This window comes from Nonlabens sp. (assembly GCF_965660805.1).
Classification (GTDB): Bacteria; Bacteroidota; Bacteroidia; order Flavobacteriales; family Flavobacteriaceae; genus Nonlabens.
The window spans coordinates 1-17,251 of the sequence record NZ_CBFIBE010000041.1; the positions used below are offsets into that span (position 1 = coordinate 1).

Consider the following 17,251-nt stretch of genomic DNA (forward strand, 5'->3'; position numbering starts at 1 on the left):
CCAATATTTTCTACTTTTCGATTTCTTTTCACTTTTCAAAAACACAAAAAGACTGCCTAACCAAGCTGGCATAAGTGTTGCGGCAGTTGGAACAAGCAATAAAGGAAAATCAATGGCAAAGAATTTCATAAATTCTGTTGAGTCAAGCGACTGCCAATACATAGCGTGACTTAAACCTATATTAAGCATATTTCCTACAAAAGCACCAATAGCTATTATAGTGATGATCGAGATTGTGTTTTTCATTCTTTTATTTTTTTGGGGATTGCTTGTTTATTCAGTTGCTTAAATATAAAGTTGGGAGCGAGTCGGCTCATTAATTTCAGTTGTTTGGAAATGCCTGGTGTTATTTCCTCTTTACCTTTGATGAAATCTTTCCAAAAAATGTCTGCTAATTTTTCGGGTGGCATGGGTTTTAAGTTATCTTCTTGGGCAATATCTGCTCCTTGTGCCAATGGTGTATCTACAACTGGTGGAAGTAGCTCTACCACTTTTATATGGTGTGGCTTCAATTGCGGTCTAATTCCTTTGGTCCAAAAGTGCAAAGCCGATTTTGTGCCTGAATAAACTGGTGCTTGTGCAAATGGCACATATGCCAAGCCTGAGGAAACATTTACCAAAATTGCATTCTTACTTTTTTTAAGTTGGGGTAAAAAGTAGTGCAACAGTCTAATAGGCGAATTGTAATTGATTTCAATTTCTTGCATTTGTGGTTGTAAGTCGTTGCTTTCGTTTCCTGCATTTACCAAGTTCATTATACCAGCATTATTTATAAGAATATCAATGCCACCAAATTTTTCGTCAATATCATCTACAAGCATTCTTACTTCTGCGTCATCCGTTACGTCACTTTGGAAAATATGGATTTTTGGCAAGTCTTTTTGTACCGCTTGTAATTTGGAAAGATTTCGACCTGTTATAATTACGGTATTGTCGTTTTCCATAAATTTTTTGGCAAGAGCCAATCCAATTCCTGAATTTCCACCCGTTATAAGTACGATTTGTTTCGACTGTTTCATTAAAAAATATTAATTTTGCTATTAAATCAGTAGCAAAAGTAATCAAACTATTTTATTACTACTAAAATAATAGTAAAAAATGATGGGAAAATTTAGGTCGGGCTGTCCGCTCGCAACGACATTGGATATTGTTGGTGATAAATGGTCTTTACTTATTGTAAGAGATATGTTGTTTCAAGGGAAGAAGATATTTAAGGATTTTTCGATTTCGCCTGAAGGAATTGCACCAGGAATTTTATCTTCTCGTTTGAAATGGTTGGAAGAAAACGAGCTAATTACTAAACAGAAATTACCTGACAATCAAAAAGAAAATATCTATTTACTAACAGAAAAAGGTATTGAATTAGCTCCAATAATTACAGAAATAATATTGTGGAGCGATAAAAATTTAAGAAGTAAAAACGCAGAAATGTTTTCGATAGCTGAGGCAGGATTTAACCAAGATAAATCAAAAGTTACAGTAGCGATTCAAAATAAATACCGTAAAATTGTCCGAGAGACTTTAGGTTGAATATTTTTTTCAAATTACAGCCAAGTTAGAGAATAACAAGGAAAATACCAGTTATGTAAAACACAACCCATGAAAATGTTTGATTTTAATACATTTCCTATAAAGCAGCGTTTAATCACATCGGTTCTTTATGGCTTTTTTGTAACCTTATTTTCATATATCATTTACACCGTTTTTGATATGGCAGATTATGGACTTAGGTATTACGCTTTCTTTTTTATTGGAATGTCAGTGATTTGGTTTTTTCTAATGCCGTATTCCATTAAAGCAAAGAAATAGTATGTTATGCTAGCAAACGATTCCAATAGAGCACCTTTTAAAACGAGATTACTTCATGCGATTATTGCAGCATTGCTATTTACCTTAATCCTTGAAGGCAAAAATTATTTTTTTGATAATGAACCTTTTGATTGGGAATTAGCTCTAGGTTCCTTTTTGATATTTGGAGTTTTATCTCTAGTAATGAACTATTTTACATTAAAAAATAAAGAAAAAAAATAACGATGCACGCACATTTTAAAGACTTACCAGAAGACGCAAGAGTATGGATTTACCAGGCTAATAGACCCTTTACTACTGATGAGCTTAATGAGCTCAAACCTCAAATGGATAACTTCCTGCAACAATGGACGGCTCATGGAAAAGATCTTAAGGCTGGCGTGGAATATCCATATAACCGTTTTATAGTCATAGGGTTAGATCAAACTCATGCAGGTGCTACCGGTTGTTCTATAGACGCCAGTGTGCGTTTTATTCAGTCCATTGAAAAGTCATTCAGAATAGATCTTATGGATAAGATGAACGTCACTTATAAAAACGGTCAGTATGTGGCACATAAAGAATTGAGTGATTTCAAGAAAATGGCCAAAGCCCGTTCTGTTTCCCCTAATACCATTGTGTTTAATAATCTAGTAGCTACCGTAGGTGAGTACCGTGAGCACTGGGAAGTACCAGCAAGTGAGAGCTGGCATGCACGTTTTTTCTAGTTGATAAACCCGTTTAAAAGTTAGCTATTATTTATACGTTATTAACTAAAGATCATTTCCTAAGTCTCTATCTTGTTGCTTTGGGAATGGTTCTTGATTTCCATTCCTTAAAAGCTATAAATGACTATGAATAGGAACTTTTTACGAGTGTTATTTTTGATATTCGCTTTCGCGAAAGCGTTTACCTCACAAGCACAATTCTCCTCACATGACCCGTTAATCACTAATGATTCTATTGCTCAAATGAAATGGGTGGATAGTGTTTATAACAGTTTGGACAATCGCGAGAAAGTAGGACAGTTATTTATGGTGGATCTGTTTTCTAACAAAGGAAAAGCTCATGTAGATGCGGTTAGAAAATTAGTGACTGAGCACAAAATAGGTGGTATTATCTTCTCTAAAGGAGGACCGTTACAGCAAGCGCATTTGACTAACGAACTACAAGGAAAATCAAAAACGCCTATGCTCATAGCTATGGATGCAGAATGGGGACTTTCCATGCGACTGGACAGTACTTATGCATTTCCATGGAACATGACGCTGGGCGCAACTCCAGGAACAAAATCTAGTTATGATGTAGGTCGCCGCATAGGGAGACATTGTAAGAGACTAGGTGTACACATCAACTTTGCACCAGATGTAGACATAAATACTAATCCAGATAATCCTATTATCGGGAATCGCAGTTTTGGAGAAGATATGTATAATGTGACAGAGAAGTCACAAGCCTTTATGAAAGGAATGCAAAGTACGGGAACACTGGCTTGTGCAAAACATTTTCCTGGTCATGGAGACACAGATCAAGACAGTCATAAAACATTACCTACCGTAGATTTTAGTGCAGAACGTATAGATAGTGTGGAGTTGTATCCCTATCGCAAACTATTTAAAGAAGGAATGGCTAGTGTCATGGTAGCTCATCTCAATATACCTAGTTTAGAACCACGAGCTGGCTATCCCACAAGTATCAGCGAGAATGTAGTGACCGATTTATTAAAAACCAGAATGGGTTTTAAAGGTCTCATTTTTACTGACGCCTTAAACATGAAAGGCGCTTCTAATTTTAGTGAGCCTGGAGAAATAGATTTACAAGCCTTTAAAGCTGGAAATGATGTGCTGTTAATTTCAGAAAATATACCTAAAGCAGTTGATAAAATTATAGCAGCATGGACGCAGGGTGATATCACTGATGAACGTATAGAACACTCTGTAAAAAAGATTTTAAAAGCAAAATATGCCTCTGGACTACATAAATATAGTCCTATAAATACTTTTAATTTAATAGCAGATTTGAATACTGAAAGTGATGATGTAGTTTATGAAAAAGCAATATCTCAAGCTGTTACGGTATTAAAAAATCAAGATTCTATTTTGCCTCTTAAAAATCTCGAGCTTAAAAAGATTGCTTATGTAGAGCTGGGCGATGATAGTGGTGCGGTATTTCTTAAAGAGTTAAATAAGTATACCACTGTAACACAAATAAAAGCCGATAAACTGGATGGATTACTTAAAAAATTAGAGACCTATAATACGGTGATTGTAGGCTTGCATCGCAGTAACGACTCGCCGTGGAAAGGTTATCAAATAAATTCTACACAGTTGACATGGCTTTATGAAATAGCCCGTGAACATCATGTGATTTTTGACGCTTTTGTTAGACCTTATATGCTAGCACAGTTAAAAACGGTAGAGAATTTTGAAGCTATCGTCATGAGTTATCAAAATAGCGAATGGAGCCAGCAAGTAAGCGCTCAAATTATTTTTGGAGCGAGGCCAGCAGTCGGGAGATTACCCGTGAGTGCAGGAGATCATTTTAAACTAAATGATGGTGTCGATACTCCGGATATACAACGTCTAGCTTATGGAAACACACCATCAAGTGTAGGTTTAGATCGTTATAAACTCTCTAAAATAGACAGTGTCGCTAGACATACTATAAAAAATTTAGGAGCTCCAGGAATGCAAATTTTAGTCGCTCGCAGAGGAAAAGTGGTTTACCAGAAGAATTTTGGGTATCATACTTATGAAAAAAAACGACCTGTTCAAGATAAAGATGTTTATGATATCGCATCGCTCACTAAAATTATGGGGACTTTACCGCTGGTTATGGAGCTTGAAGAACATGGTGTCATAGATTTAGAAGATTCTCTAGGGTCTTTAATCCCAGAGATCTCTAGCTCTAATAAAAAGGATATCACTTTAAAATCCATGCTATCCCATTATGCGAGATTACCGGCTTGGATTCCGTTTTATAAATATACCTTAGATAGTATTACTGGTAGTCCTATGCCTAAGTACTATCGTAAAACTAAATCTAGTAATTATAACATAGAAGTTGCAAATGGTCTTTTTACAAATAAAATTGCTCAAGACACAATTTTTAACCGTATTGCAAACAGTGAACTTCTGGCAGAACAAAAATATAAATACAGCGACCTACCTTATTATATCCTCAAAAAATATCTAGAGGATCGCTCTAATAAGACTTTACATGAATTAACTACAAATCATTTTTATAAACGTATAGGTATGGATCACATGGGGTACTTGCCATTACAGCGTTTTGATAAAAGTAAAATTGTACCTACGGAGCGTGATATGATCTTTAGAAGTCAGTTAATACATGGTTATGTACACGATCAAGGAGCTGCTATGCAAGGCGGAATAGGTGGTCACGCTGGCTTGTTTTCAAATGCAAATGATGTCGCAAAAATGATGCAAATGTATATGCAAAACGGCTCTTATGGTGGTGTGGAGTACTTTAAACCAGCGACTATATTAAAGTTTAACACCTGTTACTATTGTGATCAAGAAGTACGTCGTGGAGTAGGTTTTGATAAACCACAGCTGGATGAGGTAGGTCCTACCTGTGGCTGTGTGAGTATGACCAGTTTTGGTCATAGTGGTTTTACAGGTGCTTACACGTGGGCAGACCCAGATACCGAAATTGTTTATGTATTTCTTACTAATCGTATTTTTCCAAGTGCTGATAATATGTTCCTTATATCTGAGAATATAAGAACTAACATTCAGCAAATCATTTATGACGCCATAATTGATTAAATTTAAACTCTATTCTAAAAAAGATTCATGAAAATAGCAATCGTTTGTTATCCTACCTTTGGTGGTAGTGGAGTAGTAGCGACTATGCTGGGTACAGCACTGGCTCAAAGAAATCACGAGATTCACTTTGTGACTTATAAGCAACCCGTGAGACTCGAGTTACTGGCAAAAAACATCTACTTTCATGAAGTAAATGTAGAAGAGTATCCATTGTTTCACTACCAGCCTTATGATTTGGCACTTTCTAGTAAACTGGTAAATGTGGTTCAAGAATATGGTATAGATTTATTACACGTACATTATGCAATTCCACATGCTTATGCCGGTTATATGGCGCAGCTAATGCTTAAAGATTTAGGAATTCAATTACCTATGGTTACAACGCTGCATGGAACAGATATTACTCTGGTGGGGAATCATCCTGTATATAAACCTAGTGTTACTTTTAGTATTAATAATAGTGATGTAGTTACCTCAGTATCTGCTAGTTTAAAGAGAGATACTTTAGAGTTATTTGATATTCACAAAGAGATCGATGTGGTTCCCAATTTTATAGATATGTCTCACTATAAAACAGAATTTAAAGATTGTGACCGTTCTGTTATGGCGTTTCCTAAGGAGCGCATTATTACTCACGTAAGTAACATGAGACCCGTTAAACGAATCATGGATGTCGTTAAGATTTTTGAAAAGGTGCAAGAAAAAATTCCAGCCATTTTAATAATGGTAGGTGATGGTCCAGAACGCTTTGAGGCAGAGGAATATGCAAAGTCTAAGAATCTCCAGCTTAAAATTAAATGGGTAGGGAATAGCACAGAGATAGATCGTATACTTTGTTTTTCGGATTTGTTTTTATTACCTTCAGAGAAAGAGAGTTTTGGACTAGCAGCACTAGAAGCTATGGCAAATAATACACCCGTAATTTCTTCAAATACTGGCGGCATACCAGAAGTTAATGAAAATGGTGTAACTGGCTTTACCAGTGAAGTAGGTGACGTGGATCAAATGGCGGCACAAGCAATTCATATCTTAGAAGATGATCACCGCTTGCTAGAATTTAAGAATAACGCTTTCGCGAAAGCAAAACAATTTGACATTCAAAATATAATTCCATTATATGAAAACTTATATAACAAAGTGCTTCTTAATAGTCCTAACTATTAGTTTTATAAACTGTAAAGGAAAAAAGATGAACGCTCCAGAAAAAGCTTTTGGGATACAATCATACTATGAATTAATTCATGAAGGAAGTAATAGTAACCATGAAAAAATGGAAGTTATAGTTGTATCATCTCAGGAACAAATGGAAGGGCTTTATGCTCAAATTAATAGTACACGCAAGCCAGGCCTCACCATTCCTGAAGTTGATTTTAAAGAAGAAGTTTTAATATTTGCTTATGCAGGTCAGAAACCCACAGGAGGTTATCATATAGCAATTACTGAGGTAGAGGATAAGAAAGTTGAAAAAAGATTTCTTTTTGATTTAAAAAGTCCGCAAGGTAAGATGGTAACAATGAGTGTGACTTCATCATTTAAAATTATTAAAGTGACTCATGAGGATAAAAAAATAACGGCTACTTTTTAAGAATTTGTTTTTTAGGTCAATACGTGGGTTACTATAACTTTAATATCTAGAACAAATTTACCATTATAGATCGAGTCCAGTTTAACCATCAAATTCACCATCGCCGCCGCCATCACGACCAGATCGCTCATTTTGTTTTTGTTGATTAAAGCGGTAAACAAAAGTGACTATCAACTGTCGTTCTCTCCATTGAAAGGCACTGTCAGAGATAAAACTTGGAGTGAGTGCACCATCTAGTAAAATATCTTGTCCTCTAGTGGTACTTTCTCTACGACGGCTATTAAAAACATCACTTATACTTGCAGTAATGGTAGCATCTTCTCCAAAAATATCTCTACTAGCAGCTAGATTAAGAGTTGCAATTCCATCATTAGTACCTTGAGCATTTTCACTGGCACCTCGATAATTTAATCGTGCTTGAAAATCAATTTTAGAGGGTAACGTGATTTTTTGATTCAATCTAGCAAAATAAGTCGTGTTGTTAAAAGTGAAATCCTGACTTTCAGTCGCACCATCAGTATCTACATTAAAGATATTGAAATCACTATTAATAGTCCACCATTTGAATGGCCTGTATGAAAGTGTTAGTTCATATCCTAATCTACGTTGCTTAGATAGATTCACTGGGAAACGGCGTATTATGGGATCTCCGTTATCAGTTAAAATAGGGTTGTTATTTTCATCTACGACTACTTCCTGGATTCTTTCCCAGTTATCGTCACTTAAATTCATATAAGCAGCGGTACTTAAGGTAAACTTAGACCACTTTTTAATATAACCTAATTCTATACTATTAGTAAAGGTAGGATCGAGGTCTACATTACCTTGAAAAATATTTGATTCACTACTACGGCTTGGAAATGGGTTTAGAAATCTACCGCGAGGTCTTCTTATTCTACGATTGTACCCTAGGGTAATGTTTTCACCTTTCTTAATTTCAAAACTCATATTTAAAGTAGGGAAAAGGCTATGGTAATTTTTATGAGCAGCATCATTGGTTGTTGCTTGAAAAATATTTACATCTGTATATTCATATCTCAATCCAGTGAGGAATGAAAATTTATTCATTTTACGGCCGTATTGAACATAAGTAGCATGAACAACCTCTTCATAGTTAAAGGTGTTATTAAGTCCTGTGTCAGGAATGAGCGTTATGTTCGTTGTTTCAAAATCACGTTCAGCTAGAAAAAATGAGGTAGTAATACCTCTGTAATTACCGCGATAACCAGCTTCCCAATTAATGTTATCGCCTATAGGTAATTCATAATCTACTTGCACTAGCGCATTACGCTCGTCAGTATCTTGGTCACTGAATTCTAGGTCATTAAGTGTGTTTGTAGTGGTTTCAGTCTCTGTAATATTTGCCAGTTCTTCTTCTATTTCAAAACCGTATTGAATACTTGCTGTAAGTTTCTGACCGTTATCATCGATATCATTTTTATAATCTAAGGTGAATTGAACATCGTCCTCATTTTCAGCTTCGGCTTCTATTCTTTTGGTCGCTTCATTTAAATTGAGGTTTTCATCAAACCTGTCGATAGTGTTTGTCGTTAGATCATCATCATTTCCGTACCTAAAGACAGCGTTTGCGATAATATTACTTTTCTTATTTATATCATATTGGGCACCTAAACTTGTAAATAAACTGCGCCCCAATCTGTCAAACTCTCTTCGTTCATTTACAAATTTATTTTGTGCATCGGGAGAATTGAATTCTGTGTCAGAGCTAGCATTACCTGGCGTAGTACGGTATCTCCAGCCTGTATTTGTGAATAAATTCCACTTATTTTTTCTGAAATTACCATTAAATGATAAACCTAGACGTTCTGGGATACCAGATTCTAGTTGTAAATTACCATTGAAACCTGTTAAAGATTTTTTACGTAAAATGATATTTAGAATTCCCGCTGTACCTTCTGCATCATACCTTGCACTTGGAGAAGTAATTACCTCTATTTTTACTATAGCTTCGGCAGGAATCTGTCTTAACGCATCGGCTCCATCTATTCCTACTAGTGCACTTGGTCTTCCATCTATAAAAATGGTGGCATTATCATTTCCTCTTAATGCTACATTACCTTCTACATCTACAGATACTGATGGTACATTATCCAGTACATCACTGGCAGATCCACCACGTACGGTAAGGTCTTTACCTATGTTATATATTTTCTTGTCTAGTCGTATATCTACAGTAGTCTTTTCGGCTATTACGATTGCTGCATCGAGTTCTGCTACATCTATCTCTAATTCTATACTACCGTAATCCTTATCGCTCATTAAAACTTGATTCTTTTTTTCTAAGGTTTTAAAGGTGATGTATTCCCATTTTATGTTATACGTACCTGGAGTAACAGTTATAGAATAATTTCCATCTACGTCTGTAATTCCACCAGTAGGAACAGATCCTGGATTTACATTAACTATTGATACGGTTGCAAATTCAAGAGGCGTTTTAGTGCTCTGATCTATTAATTTTCCAGTAATGGTAATTTTTTTCTGTTGATCCTGTGATTGGGCATAAAGAAAAAAGGGAGCTATTAAAAAGCTCAGAATTAAGTAAAATAATTTCATAGAAGTTTGTTCAGTTCCTACTTGGACTGCAAATCTATTAGACGGTTTAACCTTCTAATACTAAAGTTAAGTTAACTTAACATAACCTAGCCTTTTAGATGGTCTTAAGATGAAGAGGGTTACTAGTTACTTTTATTACCTATGAATTTATAGTTCATCACTAGCGACTTCTTTACCATCTTCCATTAAGAAGGCTTTTAGAAAAGCATCTATATCACCATTCATTACCGCGTCTACATTACCAGTTTCATGGGCGGTTCTTACATCTTTTACAAGTTTATAAGGATGCATGACATAGTTACGTATTTGAGAACCCCATTCTATTTTCATTTTTCCTGATTCTATTTCATCTCGTGCGGCATTACGTTTTTGCAACTCGATTTCAAAGAGTTGGGACTTGAGCATTTGCATGGCTTTTTCACGATTTTCTAGTTGTGATCTAGTTTCAGAATTATGAATGACGATTCCAGATGGATGGTGTGTTAAAATAGCCTTAGTTTCTACTTTATTCACGTTCTGTCCACCAGCACCACTTGATCTGGCAAAATCCCATTTAATATCTGCTGGGTTGATGTCTATTTCTATCGTATCATCTGCAAGTGGATAAACGTATACTGATGCAAAAGAGGTATGACGTTTTGCATTTGAATCAAATGGAGAAATACGCACTAGTCTGTGAACTCCATTTTCTCCTTTTAACCAACCAAAACTATAATCACCTTCTATTTCTAGCGTTACAGTTTTTATACCTGCCACATCACCAGCTTGAAAATTCAGTTCTTTAACTTTATAACCACTCTTTTCTGCCCACATCATGTACATTCTCATGAGCATCTCTGCCCAGTCACAGGACTCAGTACCACCAGCACCAGCAGTGATTTGTAGTACAGCACTCATATCATCACCTTCATTAGAGAGCATGTTTTTAAACTCTAGTTTTTCAGTGATTTCTAGGGCTGCATTATATTTAGCCATAACATCATCTTCAGTGGCTTCATTTTCTTTAAAAAACTCATAAAGCACCTCTGAATCTTCTAAGAGTGTAGTTGCGGTTTTATAGTCTGTAATCCACTGCTTTTTATTACGCAACTCTTTCATAACTAGCTCTGCAGCCTTTGCGTCGTTCCAAAAATCTGGTGAAAAGGTTTTTTCTTCGAGATTCGTAATTTCGATTTGTTTTGCCTCGATTTGAAGGTATTCCTTTAGGGCAATAACTCTTTCTTGAAGTGATTTGAGATGATCTGTGGTGATCATAAAATGATTATGGTTTAGAACACAAAAGTAAGATTATTATCTGTCATCATGGCAACTGGAGTGATGCTATAAATGTCATTATAGGTTAGGATAGTATATAAGGTTGTGATTATTTTTATCACGCTTTCGCGAAAGCGTAAACTAACAACTATGATAGATTTAAGAAGTGATACCGTTACTAAACCTACTCCTGCTATGATGCAGGCCATAATGAAAGCACAGGTAGGTGATGATGTTTACAAGGAGGATCCAACGGTTCTTGAACTAGAACATCGTATAGCAGATATGCTGGGAATGGATCAAGCATTATTTTTTCCAACGGGTACTATGGCAAATCAGGCTGCCATAAAACTACACACTAAGCCTGGTGAACAGTTGATTTGTGATAAGTATGCCCATGTCTATAACTATGAAGGTGGTGGCGTTTCTTTTAATAGTGGTGTTTCTTGTAAGCTGGTAGATGGTCATCGTGGAATGATTACGGCACAACAGGTTGAAGAAAATATTAATCCGCCAGACTTTTATCACAGTCCTTTAACGAGTTTAGTTTGTCTAGAAAATACCACAAATAAAGGTGGTGGAGCTTGCTATTCTATAGACACTTTTAAAGAAATTAAAAAGATTACAGATAAGCATGGTCTAGGATTACATCTAGATGGAGCGCGATTATGGAACGCACTTGTGGCGACTGGACAGAACCCTAAAGAATATGGGGAGATTTTTGACACTGTTTCTATATGTATGTCTAAAGGTATGGGCGCACCACTAGGTACTGTTCTAGCAGGTAATAACGAGTTAATGGAAAACGCGATACGAGTGCGTAAAATACTAGGTGGTGGAATGCGTCAAGTAGGTTTTATGGCTGCTGCTGCTTTACATGCTATGGATCATCATAAAGAGTTCTTAAAAGAAGATCATAAAAAAGCTCAAGAACTAGCGGCAATGTTACAGACTATGTCCATAGTTCATAAGGTAGATCCTGTAGAGACTAATATCATCATCTTTGAAGTTACTAAGGAGCAGTTATTTAAAGAATATCTTACCAAAAATGGAGTGATCTTTAGTGATATGGGGCAGGGAAAACTACGACTAGTTACTCATTATGATTATAATGATGTTTTACATGAGCAAATGCTGGATATTTTAAGAGCGTTTAAGGCGTTATAGGGTAATATGTGTTGTGTTATTGATCGTATAGTGTATATGTTATAGCTGTCTTAAGTTGTTTAAATCAATTACTTAGCATAAAGAGTAATTTATACAGGAACTTATGTTTAAGTAAACCGAGCTTTTTACTCTGATTTTTGAGATCAAGACAATTTATGAGTAATAGAAAAATGAATTCTATTCCAAAAGCTCATAATTCACAGAACTACTTAAACATATCCATTCCAGGAATACTAGGCATTCCATCTTTTGCTACGGCTGCAATTTCAGTTTCATAAATATTTTCAGCTTTATGGAGTGCTTTGTTAAGTGTAATAATTAGATAATCTTCTAGTTGTTCTTGGTCATTGAGCAAAGAATCATCTATAGATATGCTTTTAATGTTCCTACTGGCAGTTACAGATACCTTGATTAAACCATCACTGGATTGCTCATCTATAAGAACGGTATCCATTCGTTTTTTAGTGTCTTCTACTTTTTGCTGAGTCTCTTTGAGTTTACCCATCATTCCCATCATATCTCCAAACATAATTTCTAATTTTAATTGTTGGCAACAAAATTATAACAACCGATAAAATATAGACACATAACTTACCTCTTTTATATCTTGCAGCGGTTTTTTAAAATACCCAAATGAAAATGTTACAAGCACAAGCTCCTGTTGCAAAAAAGATTGCACATATTCACGATGCTCATGGTCACCAGCGCATAGATCAGTATCACTGGATGACTCAAAGAGATGCTCCAGAAGTAATAGATTACCTCCATAAAGAAAACGATTATTATGAGAGCATGACATCTCATACTAACCAGTTAAAGGAGAACCTTTTTGAAGAAATAAAAAGCCGCATTAATGAAGATGATGAGTCTGTTCCTTATTTATGGAACGGCTACTGGTATTATACGAAGATGAAAAAGGGAATGAGTTACCCTTTTTATTATCGTAAAAAAGGCACTATGGAGGCTCCAGAGGAATTATTATTTGACGTAAATAAAATGGCTACAGATCATGAGTTTTATCAAATAACAGGAATGAGTGTCTCTCCAGATAATAAAATGATTTCTTATGGTGTAGATACTAAGGGTAGAAGGCAATACACTATTTATTTTAAAAACTTAGAAACAGAAGAAATCCTTACAGAATCTATTAAACTTACTACTGGTGGAGCCGTTTGGGCCGCAGATTGTAAAACCGTTTTTTTTGTTAGGAAAGATGAACAAACATTAAGAGCAAATAAAATATTTAAATACAGGTTAGGCGAACCTGCTGAATCATCCACGTTGATTTATGAAGAAGAAGATGAAATCTATAATTGCTACATCTATAAATCAAAATCACAAGCCTATATCATGATAAAATCTTCGTCAACTTTAACAGATGAAGTAAGATATATTAAAGCAACTGAGCCTGATAGTCTCTTTACTATAGTGCAACCTAGAACTGATGGGCTAGAGTATAGTGTGTTACACTATGGTGCTCATTTCTATATCATGACTAATAAAGATGGTGCGACTAATTTTAAAGTTATGAAGACTGATATCCAAACACCAGAGATGGAAAATTGGGTAGATGTCATACCGCACGATCCAAATGTTTTAGTTGAGGATTTTGAAATTTTTAAAAAGTACTTAGTGATTTCAGATCGTTTTAATGGTCTTAACCGCATACGTATAAAAGCTTGGGATGATACAGTAGATTATTTTCTACCCTTTGATAATGAAACCTATACCGCATATACCGGTGGAAACCTTGATTTTGATACTGTTAAATTAAGATATCAATACAACGCTCTTACTACACCGCCAACAGTAATCGAGTTTGACATGGATACTAGAGATGAAGTAATCTTAAAAGTTCAAAAAGTTCAAGATGAAAACTTTAATCCAGAAGATTATACCTCAGAAAGAGTATGGGCAACTGCCGAAGATGGTAAAAAAGTTCCCATTAGTTTAGTTTATAAAACAGATCTAAAGAAAGAAACAGGAAACCCGTTACTTCAATATGGTTATGGAAGTTATGGGTCTACTATAGATCCTTACTTTTCTATTTCAAGATTAAGTTTATTAGATCGTGGATTTATTTATGCTATTGCTCACGTAAGGGGTAGTGAATACCTAGGTAGGTCATGGTATGAAGATGGTAAAATGTTTAATAAGCGTAACACTTTTACAGATTTTATAGCCTGTAGTGAATACTTAATACATGAAGGTTATACCACAGCACAGCATTTATATGCCAGCGGTGGATCTGCTGGTGGTTTATTAATGGGAGCTGTAATGAATATGGCACCGCATTTATATAATGGAATTCTGAGCGCCGTACCATTTGTAGATGTGGTGAGTACCATGCTAGATGATTCCATTCCATTAACTACTGGAGAGTATGATGAATGGGGAAATCCTAATATAAAAGATAGTTACGATTATATGTTGAGTTATTCACCATATGATCAAGTAAAGGAACAAGATTATCCTAATGTTTTAGTAACAACAGGTTATCACGATTCTCAAGTTCAATACTGGGAACCTGCAAAATGGGTTGCAAAGTTAAGAGAACTTAAAACAAACAATAATTTATTATTATTTAAAACAGATATGAGTAGTGGTCATAGCGGAGCATCAGGAAGATATGACGCTTTGAAAGAAGTAGCTATAGATTATGCTTTCCTGTTAGACTTAGAACAAATTAAAAGCTAGCAAAATTTTATGTAAATTTGCCAAGTTTTTGGAACGATCTGTGTTTTCAGAAATTAAACTCTATTTATGAATAAAGACATAAAAGCTTATGATAATGTGTTAGAACTTATAGGTGAAACACCACTTATAAAACTAAGCACTACAACAGCTCAATTTACGGGAGAATTCTATGCAAAGGTAGAGGCCTTTAATCCAGGGCATTCCTCTAAAGATAGAATAGCACTACATATTATTGAAGAAGCAGAGCGCAAAGGCATTCTTAAACCAGGTGATACTATTATAGAAACTACATCTGGTAATACAGGTTTTAGTATAGCTATGGTGAGCCGTATTAAAGGTTATGATTGTATACTTGCAGTAAGCTCTAAATCCAGTGCAGATAAAATAGACATGCTCAAGTCTATGGGCGCAAAGGTTTATGTATGTCCTGCAAATGTAAGCGCAGATGATCCTCGCAGTTACTATCAAGTAGCAAAACGACTTCACGAAGAAATTAAAAACAGCATTTATATCAACCAGTATTTTAATGAGTTGAACATAGAGGCACATTATAAAAGTACTGGTCCTGAGATATGGGAACAAACTGGAGGTAAAATCACGCACTTAGTCGCGTGTAGTGGTACTGGTGGAACAATCTCTGGAACCGCACGATATTTAAAAGAGCAAAATCCTGATATCCAAATATTAGGTGTTGACGCTTATGGAAGTGTTCTCAAAAAATATCACGAAACTCAAGAATTTGACTCTGAAGAGATTTATCCATACCGTATTGAAGGACTAGGTAAAAATCTAATACCTACGGCAACAGACTTTGACAGTATAGATTACTTTGTGAAGGTTAAAGATGAAGATGCGGCTCACATGGCACGCAAAGTTTCCCAAACTGAAGGACTTTTTGTAGGTTACACCAGTGGTGCAGCTATGCAGGCCGTTAAACTATTAGATGCCGAAGGACGTTTTGATGAAAATTCAAAAGTTGTTGTCATTTTCCCAGATCACGGATCACGTTATATGAGTAAAATATATAATGACCAGTGGATGCAGGATCAAGGCTTTTTTGATTCAAAATCTACGGCGGCAGAACAACATATTGAATTCATCAAGTAGATTCTACAAATATTTAACATTATTTAAACCGCTGTTTCTTAGTGAAATAGCGGTTTTTTTACACGCTTTCGCGAAAGCGTAATTACTAAAATTTGTTAAACGCTTGTAAATCAGGCTTTTGTTTTTATAGAGCTGTCTATTATGCTTGCATAACGATTGGCTATTTACTGATGATAATTGTATCTTTGCACGATATAAAATATTCTTATGAAAGATTTATTTGATAAAATATACAAGGATAAAGGGCCATTAGGAAAATGGGCATCAGTAGCTGAAGGTTACTTTGTGTTCCCTAAACTTGAAGGTCCTATTTCTAACCGCATGCGCTTTAATGGAAGAGAAGTAATTACCTGGAGTGTGAATGACTATCTAGGACTTGCAAATCATCCTGAAGTGCGTAAAATAGATGCTGAGGCTGGAGCAGAGTATGGTAGTGCTTACCCTATGGGAGCGCGCATGATGAGTGGTCATACTGATTTACACGAGCAATTACAAAATGAACTTGCCGCTTTTGTACATAAAGAAGCTGCTTATCTATTGAATTTTGGGTACCAGGGAATGGTCTCAACTGTAGATGCTCTAGTGTCTAAAGATGATGTAATTGTTTATGATGTAGATGCACATGCGTGTATTATAGATGGTGTGAGATTACACCACGGTAAGCGCTTTACTTATAAACACAACGATATAGAAAGTATCGAAAAAAACTTGCAGCGTGCCACTAAAATTGCTGAACAAACTGGTGGAGGAATCTTAGTTATTTCTGAAGGTGTTTTTGGGATGCGTGGTGAGCAAGGTAGATTAAAAGAGATAGTAGCTTTAAAGAAAAAATATAACTTCCGTCTTTTTGTAGATGATGCGCATGGTTTTGGAACCCTAGGTAAAACTGGTGCAGGAGCAGGTGAGGAGCAAGGTGTGCAGGATGATATAGACGTTTATTTTGCAACCTTTGCAAAGTCTCTCGCTAGTACAGGAGCATTTATAGCGGCCGATAAGGAAATTATAGATTACTTAAAATATAATTTACGATCACAAATGTTTGCAAAGTCTCTACAAATGCAACTAGTTAAAGGAGCATTAAAGAGACTGGACATGTTACGTACCATGCCTGAACTTAAAGAAAAGCTTTGGGAAAACGTAAATGCTCTTCAAAATGGATTAAAGGAACGTGGTTTTGATATAGGAACTACTCAATCTTGTGTAACGCCGGTATATCTTAAAGGTAGTATTCCTGAAGCCATGGCACTTGTTAAAGATTTGAGAGAGAATTTCGGTATCTTTTGTAGTA

Annotated in this window: 13 protein-coding genes and 1 pseudogene; 9 read left to right on the plus strand and 5 right to left on the minus strand. The window is 35.6% G+C overall.

Features of this window, described 5'->3' with window-relative positions; all coding sequences use genetic code 11:
* Together ACTF48_RS09320 and ACTF48_RS09325 are read right to left on the minus strand one after the other, a co-directional pair.
* A pseudogene (locus ACTF48_RS09320) lies at positions 1-246 on the minus strand (anthrone oxygenase family protein); the annotation flags it as partial.
* Positions 243-1,019 (minus strand): SDR family oxidoreductase, encoded by a 777-nt coding sequence (locus ACTF48_RS09325; protein WP_438962883.1) that lies wholly within the window; start codon positions 1,017-1,019, stop codon positions 243-245. The gene ACTF48_RS09325 and the pseudogene ACTF48_RS09320, both read right to left, overlap by 4 nt.
* A gap of 79 nt (positions 1,020-1,098) precedes the next feature.
* Between ACTF48_RS09325 and ACTF48_RS09330 the strand changes: the two genes are divergently transcribed.
* The 5 genes from ACTF48_RS09330 (at position 1,099) to ACTF48_RS09350 (ending at position 7,164) form a co-directional block, all read left to right on the plus strand.
* Positions 1,099-1,530, plus strand: coding sequence for a winged helix-turn-helix transcriptional regulator (locus tag ACTF48_RS09330; protein WP_438962884.1), 432 nt, complete (start codon positions 1,099-1,101; stop codon positions 1,528-1,530).
* A 503-nt stretch (positions 1,531-2,033) separates the two neighbouring features.
* Complete coding sequence (locus tag ACTF48_RS09335) at positions 2,034-2,516, plus strand: ABC transporter ATPase (RefSeq protein ID WP_438962885.1); 483 nt, start codon at positions 2,034-2,036, stop codon at positions 2,514-2,516.
* Between the two features lie 126 nt (positions 2,517-2,642).
* Positions 2,643-5,579 (plus strand): glycoside hydrolase family 3 N-terminal domain-containing protein, encoded by a 2,937-nt coding sequence (locus tag ACTF48_RS09340; RefSeq protein WP_438962886.1) that lies wholly within the window; start codon positions 2,643-2,645, stop codon positions 5,577-5,579.
* Positions 5,580-5,606: 27 nt separating this feature from the next.
* The gene (gene bshA / locus ACTF48_RS09345) at positions 5,607-6,743 is read left to right on the plus strand and encodes an N-acetyl-alpha-D-glucosaminyl L-malate synthase BshA (protein ID WP_438962887.1); all 1,137 of its coding nucleotides are present in this window, start codon (positions 5,607-5,609) and stop codon (positions 6,741-6,743) included.
* Between the two features lie 25 nt (positions 6,744-6,768).
* A complete protein-coding gene (locus tag ACTF48_RS09350) occupies positions 6,769-7,164 on the plus strand; it encodes a protease complex subunit PrcB family protein (RefSeq protein WP_438962888.1) in 396 nt (131 codons plus the stop codon).
* An 81-nt stretch (positions 7,165-7,245) separates the two neighbouring features.
* Here ACTF48_RS09350 and ACTF48_RS09355 read toward each other — a convergent pair whose 3' ends face one another.
* Together ACTF48_RS09355 and prfB are read right to left on the minus strand one after the other, a co-directional pair.
* Positions 7,246-9,738 (minus strand): outer membrane beta-barrel protein, encoded by a 2,493-nt coding sequence (locus ACTF48_RS09355; RefSeq protein WP_438962889.1) that lies wholly within the window; start codon positions 9,736-9,738, stop codon positions 7,246-7,248.
* Positions 9,739-9,885: 147 nt separating this feature from the next.
* Positions 9,886-10,992 (minus strand): peptide chain release factor 2, encoded by a 1,107-nt coding sequence (prfB, locus tag ACTF48_RS09360; protein WP_438962890.1) that lies wholly within the window; start codon positions 10,990-10,992, stop codon positions 9,886-9,888.
* A 150-nt stretch (positions 10,993-11,142) separates the two neighbouring features.
* On the opposite strand from prfB, the gene ACTF48_RS09365 reads away from it, so the two are divergent.
* The gene (locus ACTF48_RS09365; protein WP_438962891.1) at positions 11,143-12,159 is read left to right on the plus strand and encodes a threonine aldolase family protein; all 1,017 of its coding nucleotides are present in this window, start codon (positions 11,143-11,145) and stop codon (positions 12,157-12,159) included.
* A gap of 205 nt (positions 12,160-12,364) precedes the next feature.
* On the opposite strand, the gene ACTF48_RS09370 is transcribed toward ACTF48_RS09365, so the two are convergent.
* A complete protein-coding gene (locus ACTF48_RS09370) occupies positions 12,365-12,688 on the minus strand; it encodes a YbaB/EbfC family nucleoid-associated protein (RefSeq protein WP_438962892.1) in 324 nt (107 codons plus the stop codon).
* A 110-nt stretch (positions 12,689-12,798) separates the two neighbouring features.
* Here ACTF48_RS09370 and ACTF48_RS09375 point away from each other — a divergent pair, with 110 nt between their 5' ends.
* From ACTF48_RS09375 to ACTF48_RS09385, 3 genes are all read left to right on the plus strand, one after another.
* Positions 12,799-14,856 carry a S9 family peptidase gene (locus ACTF48_RS09375; protein ID WP_438962895.1) on the plus strand — a complete coding sequence of 686 codons (2,058 nt, stop codon included), beginning with the start codon at positions 12,799-12,801 and terminating at the stop codon, positions 14,854-14,856.
* 66 nt (positions 14,857-14,922) lie between these two features.
* On the plus strand, positions 14,923-15,963 hold the full coding sequence (locus ACTF48_RS09380; protein WP_438962893.1) for a PLP-dependent cysteine synthase family protein: 1,041 nt from the start codon (positions 14,923-14,925) through the stop codon (positions 15,961-15,963).
* 207 nt (positions 15,964-16,170) lie between these two features.
* Positions 16,171-17,251: aminotransferase class I/II-fold pyridoxal phosphate-dependent enzyme (locus ACTF48_RS09385; protein WP_438962894.1), on the plus strand; the 1,081-nt coding region annotated here is incomplete at its 3' end.

What these genes read in the sequence shown, in the direction of transcription:
- ACTF48_RS09325 (WP_438962883.1), bottom strand. Translation starts at nt 1,019, where the DNA reads ATGAAACAGTCGAAACAAATCGTACTTATAACGGGTGGAAATTCAGGA.
- ACTF48_RS09330 (WP_438962884.1), top strand. Translation starts at nt 1,099, where the DNA reads ATGATGGGAAAATTTAGGTCGGGCTGTCCGCTCGCAACGACATTGGAT.
- ACTF48_RS09335 (WP_438962885.1), top strand. Translation starts at nt 2,034, where the DNA reads ATGCACGCACATTTTAAAGACTTACCAGAAGACGCAAGAGTATGGATT.
- ACTF48_RS09340 (WP_438962886.1), top strand. Translation starts at nt 2,643, where the DNA reads ATGAATAGGAACTTTTTACGAGTGTTATTTTTGATATTCGCTTTCGCG.
- bshA (WP_438962887.1), top strand. Translation starts at nt 5,607, where the DNA reads ATGAAAATAGCAATCGTTTGTTATCCTACCTTTGGTGGTAGTGGAGTA.
- ACTF48_RS09350 (WP_438962888.1), top strand. Translation starts at nt 6,769, where the DNA reads ATGAACGCTCCAGAAAAAGCTTTTGGGATACAATCATACTATGAATTA.
- ACTF48_RS09355 (WP_438962889.1), bottom strand. Translation starts at nt 9,738, where the DNA reads ATGAAATTATTTTACTTAATTCTGAGCTTTTTAATAGCTCCCTTTTTT.
- prfB (WP_438962890.1), bottom strand. Translation starts at nt 10,992, where the DNA reads ATGATCACCACAGATCATCTCAAATCACTTCAAGAAAGAGTTATTGCC.
- ACTF48_RS09365 (WP_438962891.1), top strand. Translation starts at nt 11,143, where the DNA reads ATGATAGATTTAAGAAGTGATACCGTTACTAAACCTACTCCTGCTATG.
- ACTF48_RS09370 (WP_438962892.1), bottom strand. Translation starts at nt 12,688, where the DNA reads ATGTTTGGAGATATGATGGGAATGATGGGTAAACTCAAAGAGACTCAG.
- ACTF48_RS09375 (WP_438962895.1), top strand. Translation starts at nt 12,799, where the DNA reads ATGTTACAAGCACAAGCTCCTGTTGCAAAAAAGATTGCACATATTCAC.
- ACTF48_RS09380 (WP_438962893.1), top strand. Translation starts at nt 14,923, where the DNA reads ATGAATAAAGACATAAAAGCTTATGATAATGTGTTAGAACTTATAGGT.